Source organism: Puniceibacterium sp. IMCC21224, assembly GCF_001038505.1.
Lineage (GTDB): Bacteria > Pseudomonadota > Alphaproteobacteria > Rhodobacterales > Rhodobacteraceae > Puniceibacterium.
The window spans coordinates 180,386-197,976 of the sequence record NZ_LDPY01000002.1 but is presented as its reverse complement, the minus strand read 5'-3'; the positions used below and the strand labels follow the sequence as shown (position 1 = coordinate 197,976).

The 17,591-nt window shown below is 60.2% G+C and carries 16 protein-coding genes; 12 read left to right on the top strand and 4 right to left on the bottom strand.

Going from position 1 to position 17,591, the window contains the following annotated elements:
• Positions 1 to 10 precede the first annotated feature (10 nt).
• The 4 genes from IMCC21224_RS20385 to IMCC21224_RS20370 form a co-directional block, all read right to left on the bottom strand.
• The gene (locus IMCC21224_RS20385) at positions 11 to 901 is read right to left on the bottom strand and encodes an SMP-30/gluconolactonase/LRE family protein (protein ID WP_197089265.1); all 891 of its coding nucleotides are present in this window, start codon (positions 899 to 901) and stop codon (positions 11 to 13) included.
• The gene (locus IMCC21224_RS20380) at positions 898 to 1,995 is read right to left on the bottom strand and encodes an AbrB family transcriptional regulator (protein WP_047997421.1); all 1,098 of its coding nucleotides are present in this window, start codon (positions 1,993 to 1,995) and stop codon (positions 898 to 900) included. Before IMCC21224_RS20380 ends, IMCC21224_RS20385 begins: the two co-directional genes overlap by 4 nt.
• A 62-nt stretch (positions 1,996 to 2,057) precedes the next feature.
• Complete coding sequence (gene leuB / locus IMCC21224_RS20375) at positions 2,058 to 3,170, bottom strand: 3-isopropylmalate dehydrogenase (RefSeq protein WP_047997420.1); 1,113 nt, start codon at positions 3,168 to 3,170, stop codon at positions 2,058 to 2,060.
• A 124-nt stretch (positions 3,171 to 3,294) separates the two neighbouring features.
• Entirely contained in the window at positions 3,295 to 4,284 is a 990-nt protein-coding gene (locus tag IMCC21224_RS20370; RefSeq protein WP_197089264.1) for a LysR family transcriptional regulator, read from the bottom strand.
• Positions 4,285 to 4,443: 159 nt separating this feature from the next.
• Here IMCC21224_RS20370 and IMCC21224_RS20365 point away from each other — a divergent pair, with 159 nt between their 5' ends.
• The 12 genes from IMCC21224_RS20365 to IMCC21224_RS20310 all read left to right on the top strand — a co-directional run bounded on the left by IMCC21224_RS20365 (position 4,444) and on the right by IMCC21224_RS20310 (position 17,589).
• Positions 4,444 to 5,511 (top strand): TAXI family TRAP transporter solute-binding subunit, encoded by a 1,068-nt coding sequence (locus IMCC21224_RS20365; RefSeq protein WP_047997419.1) that lies wholly within the window; start codon positions 4,444 to 4,446, stop codon positions 5,509 to 5,511.
• 62 nt (positions 5,512 to 5,573) lie between these two features.
• Positions 5,574 to 7,478, top strand: a complete 1,905-nt coding sequence (locus IMCC21224_RS20360) for a TRAP transporter fused permease subunit (RefSeq protein WP_047997418.1) — start codon at positions 5,574 to 5,576, stop codon at positions 7,476 to 7,478.
• 47 nt (positions 7,479 to 7,525) lie between these two features.
• On the top strand, positions 7,526 to 8,932 hold the full coding sequence (gene leuC / locus IMCC21224_RS20355; protein ID WP_231582162.1) for a 3-isopropylmalate dehydratase large subunit: 1,407 nt from the start codon (positions 7,526 to 7,528) through the stop codon (positions 8,930 to 8,932).
• 6 nt (positions 8,933 to 8,938) lie between these two features.
• On the top strand, positions 8,939 to 9,550 hold the full coding sequence (gene leuD, locus IMCC21224_RS20350) for a 3-isopropylmalate dehydratase small subunit (protein ID WP_053079108.1): 612 nt from the start codon (positions 8,939 to 8,941) through the stop codon (positions 9,548 to 9,550).
• Positions 9,551 to 9,794: 244 nt separating this feature from the next.
• Positions 9,795 to 10,817, top strand: a complete 1,023-nt coding sequence (dctP, locus tag IMCC21224_RS20345) for a TRAP transporter substrate-binding protein DctP (RefSeq protein ID WP_197089263.1) — start codon at positions 9,795 to 9,797, stop codon at positions 10,815 to 10,817.
• A gap of 99 nt (positions 10,818 to 10,916) precedes the next feature.
• Positions 10,917 to 11,429 carry a TRAP transporter small permease subunit gene (locus IMCC21224_RS20340; protein ID WP_231582161.1) on the top strand — a complete coding sequence of 171 codons (513 nt, stop codon included), beginning with the start codon at positions 10,917 to 10,919 and terminating at the stop codon, positions 11,427 to 11,429.
• Positions 11,422 to 12,729, top strand: a complete 1,308-nt coding sequence (locus tag IMCC21224_RS20335; protein ID WP_047997413.1) for a TRAP transporter large permease — start codon at positions 11,422 to 11,424, stop codon at positions 12,727 to 12,729. Before IMCC21224_RS20340 ends, IMCC21224_RS20335 begins: the two co-directional genes overlap by 8 nt.
• Positions 12,729 to 13,829 (top strand): CoA transferase, encoded by a 1,101-nt coding sequence (locus IMCC21224_RS20330; RefSeq protein WP_047997412.1) that lies wholly within the window; start codon positions 12,729 to 12,731, stop codon positions 13,827 to 13,829. The genes IMCC21224_RS20335 and IMCC21224_RS20330 overlap by 1 nt, the downstream gene beginning before the upstream one ends.
• A complete protein-coding gene (locus IMCC21224_RS20325) occupies positions 13,826 to 15,043 on the top strand; it encodes a CaiB/BaiF CoA-transferase family protein (protein WP_047997411.1) in 1,218 nt (405 codons plus the stop codon). Before IMCC21224_RS20330 ends, IMCC21224_RS20325 begins: the two co-directional genes overlap by 4 nt.
• Positions 15,040 to 16,191: a thiolase family protein gene (locus IMCC21224_RS20320; RefSeq protein ID WP_047997410.1), complete on the top strand. Its 1,152-nt coding sequence runs from the start codon at positions 15,040 to 15,042 to the stop codon at positions 16,189 to 16,191. Before IMCC21224_RS20325 ends, IMCC21224_RS20320 begins: the two co-directional genes overlap by 4 nt.
• 1 nt (position 16,192) lies before the next feature.
• Positions 16,193 to 16,600, top strand: coding sequence for a Zn-ribbon domain-containing OB-fold protein (locus tag IMCC21224_RS20315; protein WP_197089261.1), 408 nt, complete (start codon positions 16,193 to 16,195; stop codon positions 16,598 to 16,600).
• The gene (locus tag IMCC21224_RS20310; RefSeq protein WP_047997409.1) at positions 16,597 to 17,589 is read left to right on the top strand and encodes a quinone oxidoreductase; all 993 of its coding nucleotides are present in this window, start codon (positions 16,597 to 16,599) and stop codon (positions 17,587 to 17,589) included. Before IMCC21224_RS20315 ends, IMCC21224_RS20310 begins: the two co-directional genes overlap by 4 nt.
• Positions 17,590 to 17,591 lie beyond the last annotated feature (2 nt).

Here is a 17,591-nt window from a genome sequence, read left to right as displayed (position 1 = left end):
CACGCGGCACTTACCATTCCAGGTGCATGAGCCGGCCGGTGCCCGACAGGGTGACCCAGGCCTCACGCTCGGATGGGGCGAGGACAACATTGGTCGTCACCGGGTCGCCGGTTTCAATAACCTGCAGGATCTCGCCTTCGGGGCTGATCACCGTCACGCAGCCAGACATAAGTGTGGCGACCCAGATATTGCCCTGGCTGTCCACGGCCAGACTGTCAAACCGCTGGTATCCGGGCAGACCGATGACCAATCGCCCCTTATGCGGCGCATTCGGTGTCGAACGTTCGGATGATGCAACGCCCGGGCGCTCAAGATCAAAGGCCCAGAGCCGCCCGGTGTCGGTTTCAGCGACATAGGCCACCTTGTCATCGGGTGATACACCGGTGCCGTTCGGAGAAATGAGCGGATAGGCCACTTCGACGACATGCGAGCCGTCAGCAAGGCCATAATACAGCCCGCCATGCGGGCGGTGGCGGGCAAACGTCTTGCCGTAGTCGGTGAAATAAAATCCGCCCTGCTGATCGAATGCCAGATCGTTGGGGCCGACAAAACGGTGGCCATCGCATTGGGTGTAAAGAACGCGATGTTCGTCAGTTTCGGGGTCATAGCGTTCGATCCAGCCGCCTGAATACCCCTCGGGTGCCCCGGCGCGGGTGCGGTTGAGCCCGCCGGATTCCACAAACAGGAACCCGCCGTTGTTGGCAACATACAGCGCGCCGTCCGGCCCCCAGGCCATGCCGTTAGGGCCGCCCCCCAGCTCTCTGACCACCGTCACCTTGCCATCGGGGGTGACGCGGGTGATGGTGCCACGTTCGATTTCAACCAGCAGGATCGAGCCATCCGGCGCGAGCACGGGCCCTTCGGGAAAGCGAAGCCCCTCAGCGACAATCGTCTTTTTCACGGTGATTTCTCCTTGCTGCAGTTTTTGTCAGGTGTGTCGGGTGCCCCAACCTGTCCGAACCGGCGCGCAGCTCTGGCAGCACCGGCAAAGACCAGCGGGGCGAAGGGAATGATCGTAAAGATGCGCACCAGGTGGAACGCGGTGACAAGGGCGGGATCCTGATGCAGAATGCGTGCTGTCAACGCCATTTCGGTGACGCCGCCAGGGGCGGTGGCCAGAACCATGGTATGCGCGGGAATGTCAGAGAATGCGCTGACCGCCAGCGCAATGGCGAGCGTCAGCACAACAAGCACGAGGGTTGAGGCGCAGGCCGACATCACAAAGCGGCGCATTCCGATCAACAGACTGCGGTCGAACATATTGCCCAGCGTGATCCCCAAGAGCACTTGTGCGGCGCAAAGCAGCCAGTAGGGCGGGGCCGAGACCGGCAACATCAGTACGGTGGTTGTGGCACTGACCGCCAGCGCACCCAGAAAGTAAGGACTGGTCAGGCGAAAGAGCTTGAAAGCGAAAGCGCCTGCGGTGGCCAGACACAGCAGCAGCACACTGCCCGCAAGGTCGAAGTCGGCGGCTGACAATGCTGTGCGCGCATCCGGAACCACGCCGCTGGTCAACACCAGCGCAGGCGGAATCGTGAGGACCAAAAGCGTGATGCGCAAGGTCTGGACCAACGCGATCGGGGCTGGCGCGACGTTATAGGTTTCTGCGAATGCCGACATTTCGACCGGGCCGCCGGGGACGCTGGAAATGGTGGCAGAGATTGGGTCGATGCTGCTCAGACGGACCAGCACAAATGCGGCGGCAAAGCTTGCGAATATCGTGGCAATGGCCACCAGGACCATCACCGCGAGATGGTCGATAAAGGCGTGAAAGGCGGTCTGGGTAAACGCCAGACCGACGACACAGGCCACGATGATTTGCCCGGCGGGCCGAACAAACCCCGGCAACGACAGCTGCGCGGCGGCCACTGCATGCGCCGCAGCGACAATCATCGGGCCGATCAGCCACGGCATCGGCAAACTTGTCAGCGACAAGCCGTATCCCGTGGCCGCGCCAAAGGCGGCCACGGACAGGATGCGGCCCCAGCGGTTCACGATATACTGCGCGAACCGGTATCCGGGGCGGCGATCTGACAGGTCATGGGCGTCTGGTCCTTTTAAACAGTCTCGGCCGGTGTTTTGATGTCCTGGCTAAGGTGGCGAACCGCGTCGACCACAACATCACCCATTTCGCGCGTGCCAAGGACAGTACAGCCGTCCTGCTGCATGTCTGCGGTACGATACCCCTGCGCTAGCACGGACTGGATTGCGGCTTCGATGCGGCTCGCCTGGGCTTCCATCTTAAAGCTGTGACGCAGCATCATTGCGACCGAAAGGATGGCAGCCAGAGGGTTGGCAAGGTTCTGACCGGCAATGTCCGGCGCGGTGCCGTGGACCGGTTCGTAAAGCCCAAAGTCGCCATCTGCGAGTGAGGCCGACGGCAACATGCCAATGGATCCGGCCAGCATCGCCGCCGCGTCCGAGATGATGTCGCCAAAGACGTTGCCGGTGACGATCACGTCGAACTGCTTTGGGTCGCGGATCAGCGCCATCGAAGCGGCGTCGATGAAGAGATGCGACAGCTCGACATCGGGATAATCCGCAGATACCTCGATCACGACCTGGCGCCAGAGCGTCATGGTTTCAAGCACATTGGCCTTGTCGACCGAGCACAGTTTGCCGCGCCGCTTGCGGGCCAGTTCAAACCCGGCACGGGCGATCCGTTCGATTTCGGATTCGCTGTAGCGCATCGTATTGATGCCATATCGTGCGCCGGTCTCGTCTTTGAAGATGCCGCGCGGTTCGCCAAAATAGAGATCACCGTTCAGCTCGCGCAAGATAACCATGTCCACGCCTTCGACCACCTCGGGTCGCAAGGTCGAGGCGCCGACGAGTTCGGGATACAGTTTGACTGGCCGCAGGTTGGCGTAAAGTTCCAGCGCCTTGCGTAGGCGCAGCAGACCGTGACCGGCCCCTTCGCTGGGCGCGCGCTTCTCATCCTCTTTGACCCCGGTGCCCCCGAGGAGAATAGCGTCACATTCCCGTGCCAGATCAACGGTTTCCTGTGGCAGCGCATCGCCGACCGTATCAATGGCGTCACCGCCGATCATGCCGTGCCGCAGATCAAGGTCGACCACGCCCTCAACGACCGTTTTCAGAACCTTTACGGCCTCGGCCGTGACTTCTTTGCCGATGCCGTCGCCCGGCAGTACCAATATCTTTAGGGTCATAAGAGCCCTCCTGCGTCATTAAACCTATTGCCCGCGAGGCGGGATGCCGTCCGGCTTATAGGCGTCGTGGCGGTGCTGGCCAAAGTATCGTTTCGGAAATAGGCCGTCGCATTCCGCGACGCCGTCACGCGATGCCTCTGGTCAGATGATCGAGCAATAGCCGAACCGGTGGCGGCAGGGTGGCACCCTCTTGAACGCAAATATTCCACTGTCTTAGCGCCCAGTCATCATCCAGCCTCAGCACGGCAAAGTTGCCGCCGCTGGCATAGCGCGCGGCGCAGCCTTCGGGGACAAGCCCGATGCCGAGACCAGTTTCAACCATGCTGGCAACGGTATCAAAGCCGTTCAGGCGGATCGGGATCTTGAGTGGCCGATCCAATTCTGACGCAGCCCGCAGGACCAGATGGTCGAGATAGCTGCCCTTCTTGGGGCCGATAAGATTGTAATCTGGAAACTCTTCGAAGCGAACCGACGAGCGCGTGCTAAGCGGGTGATCCGGCGGAGTGAGGACGACGATCCTATCGCTTAGATAGGGAATGATCCGCAGCCCTTCGCGCGGGACGACTCCGCCGAAAATGCCAATATCTGCCAGATTCTCGCAGACGGCATCCACAGCTTCGGTACTCGAGCATTCCTGCAATTCGACCCCAATCGAAGGATGATCCGCGATAAAGGATCTAAGTTCGACTGGCAGATGCTGCACGATGGTCGAAACGCTCGCATAGATACGCACCTGCCCACTGACTCCGGCGGCGTGGTGGGCCAGTTCGGTTTCCATCTGGGTGATATCGCGCATCAGCACGCGGGCGTGATGGATCAGAGATTGCGCTGCCGATGTCGGCTCCAGGCCTCTTGATGTGCGGTGAAACAGCTTGATACGCAGGCGCGTTTCAAGGTCGGAAATCCGCTTGCTGACTGCTGATGCGGCAATGTTTTCCAGATCGGCTGCGCGGGCGATGCTCTTGGCCTCGCAGACCCGCAAGAAGAGCTGGAGAGAGAAAAGGTCTATTCGCAAATTAGGGCCATCCTGTTCAGGCTGAAGCTGCAAAAACACTGCCGGTTCGTCATCCGCGACGGCGGCATTCCATTTCGTGTCTTCATTAAGTCGCAACATGCAGTCTAGAGTGTCGCCACTCAAGCACATATCGCAGGAGGAGCGATTTCGGAAAGCCGCAGTCTTGCGGAGGCCGGGGACATGGGTCGTGTGACGGGAAACGATAAGCTGGGTGTGAAAAAATCGCATACAGGCTTGTTATGTTAGGGAGGAAGATAAATGAAAACCTTGTTCAAAGGTGTATTGGGGCTGGCTTTGGGCGTTGCTGTGACAGCATCACCGGCATTTGCGCAAAAGCTGACTTCTGTCGACAACATGAAACGCGGCGACACCTGGGAGCTGGTGTTCGGTTCGGCCAGTGCCACCGGCACCTATTTCGCGGGCATGTCGGCGCTGACTGCAATGCTGTCGGAAAAGATGCCGAACGTGCGGGCGACCGCCACGATCAGTCCGGGTTCCGCCATCGAGGTGTTCCCGCAGCTTCAACGCGCCGAACGCGCCGGCGGGATGCATGTCAGCTATGACCTCGACCTTGGTTACAAGGGCGAAGGTCCTTTCACCGGCAAGGAAATCCCGGTGCGTTCGTGGTTCTTTGCGCAGGAAGCGGTCTACAACGTCTTTGTGGATGCGAACAGCGGCGTAACCTCGGTCTATGACCTCAAGGGGTCCGGCATGAAGATCGGCGGCCCCGTCATTCCAATCAGCAAGGATCACCCGGAACGCTGGGACAACGCCTTTGCCTTTATCAATGCGCTGCTGACCGCGCATGGCATCGACCCGTTCGAAGATGTCGAGGTGCTGCCCTATAATACTTCGCAGTCGATCGAAGAGTTGGGCAATGGCAACATCGGCGGACTCTCGGCCAGCCGGGCCTATGGTTCGGGCGCGATCACCGAACTGTCAACCCGCCGCAAGGTCCGTCTGCTTCAGCCCGATCCTGAAAAGGCCGCAGCCGTCGAAGCCGCCTTTCCTGCATATATGCAGCCGTTCGATCCCGAAATTTATCCGATGATCGAAATTCCGGCGCCGGGGATGGCATTCTTTCACGGGGTTTACGCGGTACTGCACCGCGACCTTCCCGACGATCTGGCCTATGATCTGACCAAGACAGTCTGGGAAAACATTGACGTTCTGCGTCAGGCGCATCCCGCCTTCAAGAACGTATCACTTGAGACAGCCTTGAAGGGGGTTACGGTTCCTCCCCACCCCGGAGCGCTTCGTTATTACCTCGAAAACGATGTGCCGGGTGCCCAAGACTGGGCTGACAAGCTCGCATCCGAAGGCTGACTTGATGCGGCTGACGGCGTGACCATTGCGTTCGTCAGCCGCCTTTTTTGGGAATGACTCACATGAATACGGAAGCAGTTCAGCTCTCGCCGGTCCAGCGGGTGCATCGCATCATTGTCGCTATCATCAGCACGACCGTTCTGTTTTCTGCCCTCTACGTGGCCTTTGTTGGTGCCATGAACGCCTATGTTCACCGGCCTATCTTTCTTTTGGCGAGCGTAATTTGCGTAATCCTGTTGTTCCCTTCGCGGATCTTCAAGGAAGACTCGGTGGCGGAGATCGCGTTCAATATCCTGACAATCCTCGCCACGGCGATCCCGGTACTTTACCTTGCGATGTATTGGGATGACATGCTGTTCGACAGCTATCTGACCGTGCCCGAAAGATGGCTCGCCTTGCTCATGTTGGCGGGGGTCTTTGAGGCAGCACGCAGAACAACAGCCAAGCCATTGATCTTTGTTGTGGCCGCGTTTCTTATGTACGCTGTTTACGGCAATTACGCGCCGGGGATCCTGAATCACGCCGGCATCACCTGGGAGAACGCTCTCAAGGTGACGGTGTTGGGCTTTGACGGTATCTTTGGCACGCCGCTGGCGTTTGCCGCAGGGTTCGTGACGCTGTTCGTCTTTTTCACGGCTCTTCTAAACGTGTCGGGGGTCGGGACATTCCTGTTGAACCTCACCTTTGGGCTTTGCAAGAATACCAAGGGCGGACCGGGCAAAGTGGCCGTGATCGGCAGCGCCCTGATGGGCATGGTGACTGGCAGTGGCATCACCAACGTGTTGACCACGGGGACCATCACCATCCCGCTGATGAAGCGTGCGGGATATTCCGCCTCCTTTGCGGGCGGGGTCGAAGCGGTCGCATCGACTGGCAGCCAGTTCGTGCCGCCCATCCTTGGTGCCTCGGCGTTTCTGCTGGCGGAATATACCAATACGCCCTTCATCAAGGTTGCAGCCTACTGTCTGGTGCCGGCGCTGCTGTACTATGCAAGTCTGTTTGCGCAGGTGCATTTCCGGTCGTGCCGGGTGCAAATCGCAACCGGGAACTTAGAGCAGATCGGCAGCATCAAAACCAATGCGCTGAAGTCGTTGCTGCTGTTCATTCCGATGACCGTACTGATCGTGCTGTTGTTTTTAAAGCTGAGCATTTCTTTCGCCATCGCAATTACATTTTTCATGCTGGTGATCGGCGTGCAGATCCTGCCCGAGACCCGGATGCTAAGCATGAAGCGGCTCAACGAATTTGTGATCGAAGGGGCGAGTACACTGGGTTCCATGGCGGTGGCGCTTGGCCTTGCTGGGATCGTCGTCGGGATGTTGCTGATGACGGGGCTTGGTGCGCGGCTGACGACGCTGATCGGCCACGTGGCGGGGGATTCGCTGCTTATCGCGCTAATCATGTGCGCTATTGTGGCGGTGATTGTCGGCATGGGGGTGGTGACGGTCGGGGCCTATGTCATCGTGGCCAGTCTGACTGCACCGCTGCTGATCGACATGGGAATGCCGCTGATCTCGGCGCATCTGTTCATCTTCTACTATTCGGTGCTGAGTGGACTGAGCCCGCCCGTCGCCGTGGTCATCTTTGCCGCCGCTGGGGTGGCCAAGGCGCCGGTGACCAAGGTGGCCTGGGCTGCACTGAAACTTGGCTTTGTCGCCTGGCTCGTGCCTTTCATGTTCGCCTTTTATCCGAACCTCATCGGTCTGAATGGGATCAACGCTGGCTTTGTCATCCATGTGGTGACGGCGCTGATCGGTGTCATCGCCTTTAGTTCAGCGATCGAAGGCTGGGCCATTGGCCGGACCAGCATAGTCGAGCGGAGCCTCTTTGCGCTTGGCGGTGGTGCACTGCTCTATCCAGAGCCATGGCTGGCCTTTCTGGGACTTGGGGCGCTGGTTTTGGGCCTGTTCCTGAACTGGCAGGGAACCAAGCTGCAGCTTCAGACCGCGACAAGCGAAAAGACCTGAGTGCGACATGAAAAATCGGGATTTTAGAAATCATGGAGGCCGGTAAGTTGGGCAAGACGCTTTATGAAAAACTATGGGATGCCCACGTCGTCAAGGAGCTAAGCGACGACCGTGCGATCCTGTTCGTCGACCGGCATCTCCTTCACGAAGGTGTTGCGACCTACGCCTTCTCCGGGCTGGAGGCCCGCAATAGGAAGGTGTTGCGACCGGATCTGACGATCGGCGTTGCAGATCATGTGGTCTCGACGACATCTCGCGCGGCGGGGATCACCTACGAGGATGACGATGCGCGGCGGATGGTCGAGGATATCGAGCGCCATTGCGAAGCGGCCGGGATCGACGTCTATTCCGTCCGCAACCCGCGCCAGGGGATCGTGCATGTCGTCGGCCCGGAACTGGGGTTTGCGCTGCCCGGTGTGCTTTTGGTGTGCGGTGACAGCCACACCTCAACCCATGGCGCGTTTGGCGCGCTGGCGTTTGGCATCGGGATTTCCGAGGTCGAACATGTGCTGGCAACGCAGTCCATCGTGCAGAAAAAGTCGCGCTCGATGCGGGTTTGTGTCGAAGGACCGTTGCCAGAGGGGGCGACGGCCAAGGATCTGATCCTGACGATCCTGCACCGTGTCGGCGTGGCGGGGGGGACTGGCCACGTCATCGAATATCAGGGCGAGGCGGTGCGCGGCTTTTCAATGGAGCAGCGTATGACGCTGTGCAACATGTCCATCGAGGCGGGTGCCCGCGCGGGCATGGTCGCGCCGGATCAGACGACCTTTGACTACCTCAAGGGGCGTAAATACGCCCCATCCGGGGCGGCCTGGGGTACTGCTGTCGCGGCATGGGAGGCCCTTGAATCCGACGCGGATGCCGCTTTCGACACCGAGGTGATCATTCCGGCGCACGATGTCGCGCCTTATGTGACCTGGGGCACAAATCCGGGTCAGGCCTTGCCTATTTCCGAACGGGTGCCGGATCCTGCAGAGTTTACCAACGAGAGCGAGCGGCGCAGTATCGCTGACGCATTGGCCTATATGGGGCTGACCGCCGGTCAGCGGTTGCGCGACATTGAAATTGACCACGCGTTTATTGGCTCGTGTACCAATGGCAGGATCGAGGATCTGCGCGCTGCTGCTGCCATCGCCAAAGGTCGTAAGGTGGCCGAAAACACAACCGCCTGGGTGGTGCCAGGCTCTGGTCTGGTCAAGGCGCAGGCCGAACGCGAGGGGCTAGACCAGATCTTTGCCGAGGCGGGATTTGAATGGCGTGAACCGGGCTGTTCGATGTGTCTGGCCATGAATGGTGACAAGTTGCTGCCCGGTCAGCGCAGCGCGTCTACCTCCAACCGGAATTTCGAAGGCCGACAGGGTCGGGGCGTACGATCGCATCTCATGAGTCCGGCCATGGCCGCTGCTGCTGCGGTGACTGGGCGTCTGACCGATATCCGCGAGTTAAAGTGAGGCATGATGGACCCGATTTCCCGACATAGCGGTATCGCCGCACCTCTGCCTTTGAGCGATGTGAATACCGATCTGATCTATCCGCAGCGGTATCTGCGCAAACCGGATCGGCTGGCGATGGCGCCGTATCTGTTTCACGATCTGCGGTTTGACGAAAACGGCGACCCCGAACCCGACTTTATCCTGAATCGCGAACCCTATAACAGCGCAACGATCCTGATCGCCGGGCGGAACTTTGGGTCGGGATCGTCGCGGGAACATGCGCCCTGGGCCCTCAAGGCGTTCGGCTTTCGGGTGCTGATTTCGTCGATGTTCGCCGATATCTTTCGGGCAAATTGCGTCAACAACGGCATTGTTCCAGCGGTGGTGCCGGAAGAGGTGGCGCAGCTATGCTTGGAAGCCGCGTCGAACCCGCAGGATGCCAGATTCGGAATAAACCTCGAAACGCGTACGATCACCCATCCACGGCTGGGCGAAGTCGGGTTTTCCATCAATGATTCAGACCGGGATCGCCTGCTTTCAGGCAGCGATTTTGTCGACGTGACGCTGGAAAGTTTGCCAGACATTGAACGTTACGAGGCCGCTGCCCGTAGTGCCGCTCCGTGGCGGTTTGTTTGATCAAGGGGGAGGTCAAGCCTGCAAATACTTTCGATAGTTGTCGACACTTTGTTGACGTAGAACTGAATTCAATGAATGGTGATATCGAGAAACCAGAGGTTTAAAAGGGAAATAAAAATCCTGATGGATCCCGGATGCAGGAGGCGTCCGAATGGTGTCGGCATTAAGGGGCGGCATAGCCCTGAAATTCAAAGTCTTGCCACCTCCGGAATCCTTCTGGGGGCGGCTTCAAAAGGGGGGAAACATGAGAAATATAGTATACGGTGCTGCGCTTGCGGCAGTCTTGGGCGGCTCATTTACCGCGTCGGCAGATGCACGAGAGTTAACCTGGGGCGAGCATTTGCCTGAATGTTGCTCAATGTATGCAGCAGCGCTCAAATGGATGGTCGATGAGGTCGACAAACGCTCTGACGGTGATCTGACCATCAACGTGAACTGGGGCGGGGTTCTGGCCAGCGTCGGAGAAGTTCCCACGGCGGTTGAGACCAACATCATCGACCTCGGAAATGTCGTTACGCCGTATTTCCCCGATCAGTTCGTGGTGAACAACGCGATCCCGTTTTTCTGGCCTCAGCCCAAAAGTCAGGGTGAGCTGGGCGAACTGATGCTCAAGTGGAGCAAGGATATTCCGGCCTTCAAAGAAGAGCTGGCCAAGTACAATCTAAAGATGGTCACGGTGCGGCCACTGCCACCATACGGGTTTATCTGTACCTCGCCGTTAAAGTCGCTGGACGATTTCAAAGGCAAGCGTATCCGGTCCTACGGCGTCGCCCTGCCAGCAATGATCGAGGCACTGGGGGCGGTTCCGGTCGGTATGCCCGACGTCGAGGCATATGAGGCGATGTCGAACAACGTCCTTGACTGTTCGGCTGCGGATATCGCGCTGGTGGATGCGTTCCATCTGGATGAGGTCGCCAAGTACTTTATCAACGTGCCGATGGGCGCCTCGTGGGGTCATATCCTCGTCATCAACAAGGATGTCTATGACAGCCTGAGCGACAGCCAAAAGGAGGTTCTGGACAGCATGGAAGAGGATCACCTTAGCGAGATGCTGCGCCTCTTTGGCGAAGCAGAAATGAACGTAAGGCAGAAGTGGAAGGATGAGGGCTCGGTCGAGATCGTCGACTTCCCTGCCGACGTCTTCCTTGACGCGACGCTTGGCAATGCGCGGGTTCAAGAGGTACGCGCCTCTTGGAAAGGTCGCGCTATAGGGGTCGGAATGCCCGAAACCGATGCCGATACCGTGGTGAGCGACATCACCAACTGACTTCAGTTCTCATCTGAAAATGGCGTGGATCGGGTGCCCCCGGTCGACGCCAAAATGCGGCATCACAGCATCGGCGAGGCCATGAATTTTATCATTTCCATGAGGCGTTCTGTAACCAGTATGGCCAAGTGGGCCGCGATCCTGGCAGGCATGGTGACGTTTGTCATCATGTGGGTCATTGATATCAATGCCTTCACGCGCAAGCTGCTGAATGCGCCGCTGCCGGCCGGGGTCGAGATGACGCAGGCGCTGCTTCCTTTGGCGATCATGCTGCCGTTTGCCTGGGCTCTGGCGAGCAACAACCATGTCTCATCCGGGTTCCTGACCTCGCGTCTGTCGCCACGCGCGAACCGCTATATCCGGGCGTTCTGGATGTTCGTCGGGTTCTTGCTGTTCGCGGCTGTGACCTACGGCACCTGGCAATATGCAATGCGCTCGTATCGGATGGGCGAACAGGCTTGGGGCGCGACGCTGCGGTTCCCGATCTGGCCGTCCAAAATGGCGGTCTCGCTGGGAACAGCGCTGATTTGTCTGCAATTCGGTGTCGAGGCGTTGGCGAGCCTGTTCGGGCTGGACGACAAAGCCTGCAAGGAAACCCCGCAACATGGTTGATCTTTACATCGGAATCGGGGGAATCGGATTCCTGCTGCTGTCGATCCTGTTCGGCGCACCCATCATGGTGGCCCTCACCACGGTCGGTTTCTGTGGGATCATCCTGCTCAAAGGCATCGTGCCCGCGACCGCCGTGCTTGGGACAATCTTTTTCTCCGTCGTGAACGGATTTCATTTCTCGGTCATTCCGATGTTCCTGCTCATGGGGTTCTTTGCAATGAGCGCCGGCATCGGGTCGGATCTGTTTGATGCGGCGCATAAATGGCTAGGGCGATTGCCCGGCGGGCTGGCCGTGGCATCCACCGGCGCTGCGGCGGCCTTTGGTGCGGCGTCAGGGTCTTCCGTTGGAACTGCGACGCTGTTCACCCGTCTGGCGTTGCCGGAAATGATTGATCGCGGCTATGATCGCGGCTTTGCGGCGGCATCCATTGCGATTGCCGGAACGCTTGCGGTGTTGATCCCGCCGTCTGCGCTGATGGTGGTCTATGGCATCCTCACCGACAGCGGCATTGGTAAGCTGCTGATCGCGGGGATCCTGCCGGGTGCGGTTTTCGCGCTGCTTTTGGTCCTGACGATCATAATCATCGCCAAGGTTTCGCCGGAAAAGGCCCCAGCTGAAGATGTACGCTACACTTTGAGGGAAAAGCTATGGTCTCTGCGGATGGTAGGGCCGCTGATTGCGGTGATCGCCATCATGCTGGGCGGTCTCTATGGCGGTGTGTTCACCCCGTCCGAGGCCGGTGGCGTTGGGGCATTCGTTACCTTTGTTATGGCCATCATCCGACGGCGCGGATTTCGAGGGCTGGAACTGGGCAAGATCCTGATGGAGACGGTGACGCTGACCGCGATGATCTTTGCGATCATTGTCGGCGGGCTGCTGTTCGCCCGCTTTCTGGCGCTGTCGGGGGCGTCAGGGGCAATTCGGGATCTGTTGGTCGACGGCGGTCTGAGCACCTTTGTCGTCGTTACCATTGTGACGCTGGTGTACCTCGTGCTTGGCACGCTGATGGACGCGCCCTCGCTGTTGGCGATCTCGCTTCCGATTACCTATCCGGTGATGATCGGGCTTGGCTACGATCCGCTGTGGTTCGGGGTCTATGTGGTCATCCTCGCCGAGATCGGGGCGGTGACCCCACCCGTCGGGATCAACTGTTTCGTCGTTAAAGGCGCAGCGGGCAACCTGGTCACACTGGAACAGATTTTCGGCGGGCTCTGGCCGTTCCTCCTCGCTGCGCTTGCCATGCTCATCCTGATGCTCGTTTGGCCCGACATGGCGTTGCTCTTGCCAAGGAATATGTGATGCAACCTTACACAGGGATACGGATCCTCGATCTTTCGCACTGGCTTGGGTCTTATGCGGGACGTCTGTTCGCCGATCTGGGGGCAGAGGTGATCCGGGTTGAGCCGCCCGAGGGTCTGCCAGACCGTCAGAACGCCACGGCAGGGCAATTTGCCTTTCTCAATGCCTCCAAGAAGAGCGTGACAATCGCACCCGAAGGTCAAGGTGGCTTTGAGGCGTTGGTAAATTTGGCCGAGGCGGCCGAGGTGGTCATGCTGGAACGGGGAAGTCCGTTTTGGCACCGTGAGGATGCGTTGCGGGCGCGCTGCCCGCACCTCGTTATCACCTGCACGTCGCCCTATGGGCGAACCGGACCGCTGGCCGATGCACCGGCCTCGGATCTGACCGTCCAGTCGGCGGGCGGCATTGCCTGGATGTCAGGGCGCATCGACAATGCCCCGTTGCGGCTGCCCTTTGGACAGGCGTCGATGCTTTGTGGCATCTACGCAGCCGTGGCCACCGCAATTTGCCTGCGCGATGCCGAGCGCAGCCGCCACGGTCACCTGATCGATGTCTCGGCGCAGGAGGCGATTGCCCACTCGTTGCAAAACGCGATTCAGGTCTGGGATCTGGAACAGCGCATCTCGTCCCGGGGCGGCGAAGGCACGCGGGATGCGTCCGAAGATGTCTTTCCCTGCAAGGACGGGCATATCTTCTTTGCGGCACCGCCATCTTTGCCAAAGGCCTGGACGGCGCTTGTTGCCTGGATGACCGAGGTAGGGCACCCGTCCGGACCAGCCCTGAGCAAGCCGAGGTGGACTGACGCAGAATGGCGCAAGACGATCGAGGCAAAGTCGGCGTTCCGGGCGCTGTTCCTTGCCTTCATCAAAGATTTCACCCAGGCCGAGATCCGCCACCAGGCGATGACCCGCAAGTTGATCACCGCATCGGTCGCCCGGTTTCCGGATCTGGTGGAGGATCCGCAACTCAAGCATCGCGAATTCTTTCACGACGTTTCCGGGCGCCCGTTTCCGGGACCGCCCTACCTGTTTTCGGAACCTGTCTGGGCGGTGTCCGCGGCGCCCAAACTTGGCAAATGTCAGCAAGAGGCGGCGCAATGAAGCCTGATTTTCTAAAAGATATCCGCTTTACCGATCTGACCTGGGCAGGCGCGGGGCCGTTCGGGACCAAGGTGTTTTCCGATTTCGGGGCCGATATCATCAAGGTGGAAAGCACCGTTCGGATCGACCCTGTGCGCGCGGGCGGGCCGTTTCGCGACCGCGAGGCCGGGGTCAATCGTTCAGGCTATTTTGCCTCGCGCAACACCGGTAAGAAAAGCTTTACCGTAGACCCCAAGACCGAAGAGGGCCGCGCCATCGTCTTTGATCTGGTTCGTAGGTCAGACGTGGTGACCAACAATTTCGGCGCCGGGGCGATGGATCGTCTGGGACTAAGCTATAAGACGCTGCGCGAAATCAAAGACGACATCATCTATCTTTCGATGCCGATGTATGGCGAAAGCGGACCACTGGCGAATACGCTGGGTCTGGGCATGACGATTTCGGGTGTGACCGGCCTGATGTGGGCCACGGCCTATGAACAGGGTGATCCGATCGGGCCGGGAACGCATTACCCGGACCATGCGGCAAATCCGTATCACGCTGCTTTTGCGGTGCTGGCGGCGCTGCGCTATCGCAAGGCGACGGGCAAGGGCACCAAGATCGACCTCAGTCAGGTTGAATCCACGATCAATTTCATCGGTCAGGGTGTGACGGACTGGGCGATCAGCGGCAAAGAGCCGGAGGTCACCGGCAATGCCGACGCGCGCTTTGCACCACACAATGTTTACCGCAGCGCGGGTGACGATGACTGGGTGGCCATCGCGGTCACGTCCGACGATCAATGGCTGGGCCTGTGCCGCGGCATGGGCCGCGACGATCTGGCGGCCGAACCGGGCCTTGCAACGTCGGCGGACCGGGTGGCGGCGCGCGCGCGGTTGGATCAGATCGTGTCTGGATGGACGCTGACGCGCAGCCCGGACGCGGCGGCAGAGGAATTGCGCCAGGCCGGGGTGCCCGCCGCGCGGGTCGCCAGTTCGCGCTACCTGATCGAAGACGACGCGCAACTGGCCGCGCGCGGGTATTTCCAGCGCGTCGCCCATCCCGAACTGGGCAACAGCCTGTATGCGTCGCTGCCGTTCACCATCGACGGCGCGCGTATCGCGCTAGACCGACCGCCATTGCTTGGCGAACACACGAAACAGATCATGCGCGACCTTCTCGACATGCCCCAGGCAGAGATCGACAGGCTCGACGCACAGGGGGTTCTGAAATGAAACGAACTGCGGCAGTGATCGGGGTCGGCCATTCCGATTGGGTTGGCGATTGGCACCGGGTCCGGGCGGGCGAACGCCCCGGCGACAGCTATCATTACGGTGCGACCGCGTTTCGCGCCGCGATCAAGGACGCCGGGATCAAACGCGAAGACATCGACGGGCTGATCGTCGGCCCCACCACCGCCTATGAACGGATGGCCGAGGTGCTGCACATGGATGTGCGCTGGGGTGATCAGGCCGATGCAGTGCTGTCGGTGCTGCAGGCGGTTCAGGCGATCGAAACAGGCGCGGCGGATGTGGTCGCGCTGGTCTATGGCAACGACCAGCGCTCGGCGGGGATTCAGTATGGCGGCCCGCAGGCGATGGGGGGCGATCTGTTCCTGTCCTATGTCTATCACGCGCCCTGGGGGATGACGTCGCAGGGGGCGCTTTACGCGATGACCTTCCGCGCCTATGCCGACCGCTACGGCATTTCGGAACGCGATCTGGGCCATGTCGCGGTGGCGCAGCGGCAGGGCGCGGCGCGCAATCCCAACGCCATCCAGCGTAAGGAAATCACCCTCGACGACTATATGGCCGCCCGCTACATCACCGAACCGCTGCGGTTGTTCGATTACTGCCTGATCAACGACGGCGGCGTCGCGCTGATCATTGCCGAGGCGGGGATCGCGCGCAAGCTGTCCGACAATCCGGTCTGGATCGAAAGCACCGGGCGCTTCGATCTCAACCGCAACGCCACCAGCCTGGAACCCCGGCTGACCGATTTCTATCGCCCTGCCCAGCAGGCGGTCGCGGAACAGGTTTTCGGAACCTCGGGGCTTGATCCGTCGGATATCGACGTTTTCCAGGTCTACGACAGCTTTTCCGTCCACATCCCCCTGGCGCTGGAAGGCTACGGCTATTGCGGGGTCGGCGAGGCGGGCAAATTCATGTCCGAACAGGGGATCGGGCTGGGCGGCAAGCTGCCCACCAACACCTCGGGCGGGCACCTTTCGGAAACTTACATGCAGGGCTGGGCGCACCAGATCGAATGTGTCCGGCAGTTGCGTGGGGAATGCGGCGAACGTCAGGTCGAAGGGACCAAGCGCGTTCATTACTCGTCCGACGTGGCGGGCAAAGCCGTCTCGATCATCTACGGGAGGGATTGATATGCAGACGACAAAAACGCCACCCCGCATTCTGGGTCTTTATGATGTGCCGATGTGGACGTTCCTCGAACAGGACCGTCAGCTGCGCCTGCAATGTTGCACCGACTGCGGCACCTGGCGCTATCCGCCGGGACCGGCCTGCCCAGATTGCCTGTCGCCGGACTCCGACTGGAAACCGGTGTCGGGCCAGGGCGAGGTGGTGAGCTGGGTGATGTTCCACAAGGAATATCTGCCCGAATATCCGGCGCCCTACAACGTCGTGGCCGTGCGGCTGGACGAAGGGCCGATCCTGATCTCGAACCTGATCGAGGATCCCGCAGAAAACGTCATCGGCAAACGGGTCAAGCTGGTGCCGGTGGAAATGGACGACGGCGTCGTCCTGCCAAGATTTGAATTGGAAAGCGCATGAAAGTCAAAGCCATCAGGGTCCATGAATACGGCGGCCCCGAAAAGCTCGTCTACGAAGACATCGAAATCGGCGAACCGGGTCCGGGTCAGGCGCTGATCCGGCACACTGCCGTGGGTCTGAACTTTGCTGATCTGCACAATCGCGAGGGGCGCTATCCGTTGCCGTCGCTGCCGCATGTTCTGGGCGGCGAAGGGGCGGGCGTGGTGGAACAGGTCGGGCCGGGCGTCACCGATGTGCGCCCCGGCGACCGCGTCGCCTATGCCGCCGGCGGCCCCGCCTTTCCGCCGGGCAGCTATGCCGAGGCCCGCCTGTTCGATGCGTCGCGGCTGATCGTGCTGCCGGACGAGATCGACGACAAGACTGCCGCCGGTATGATCGTAAAGGGGCTGACAGCGCAGTACCTGCTGAAAAGCGTCTATCCCGTCCGAGCCGGCCACACCGTCGTCGTCCATGCCGCCGCCGGTGGCGTGGGCAGTTTCCTGACCCAGTGGGCCAGCTATCTTGGCGCGCGGGTGATCGGCGTGGTCGGGTCCGAGGAAAAGGCGAAAACGGCGCTGGCGAACGGATGCATGCACGCGCTAATCCTCGGGCAGGACGACATCCCCCGCCGGGTGCGGGCGCTGACCGGGGGCGAAGGCGTACCGGTGGTGTTTGACGCCGTCGGGCAGGCGACGTTCGAGACATCGCTGGATTGTCTGGGGGTGCGTGGCACGTTGGTGTCGTTCGGCTCGGCGTCGGGCAAGATCCCGCCGTTTGATCCGTTTGTCCTGAACCTCAAGGGATCGCTTAGCATCACCTCGGCGGCGTTTGCGTTCTTTGTGCGGTCGCGCCCCGAACTTCTGTCCCGCGCGCATGATTTGATCGACGTGGTTCTGCGCGGCAAGGTGAAGGTTGCGGTCAATCAGGAGTTTCGCCTTGCAGACGCGCGGCAGGCCCATGAGGCGCTGGAAAGCCGCAAGACGCAGGGCGCGTCGATTCTTATCCCCTGAGG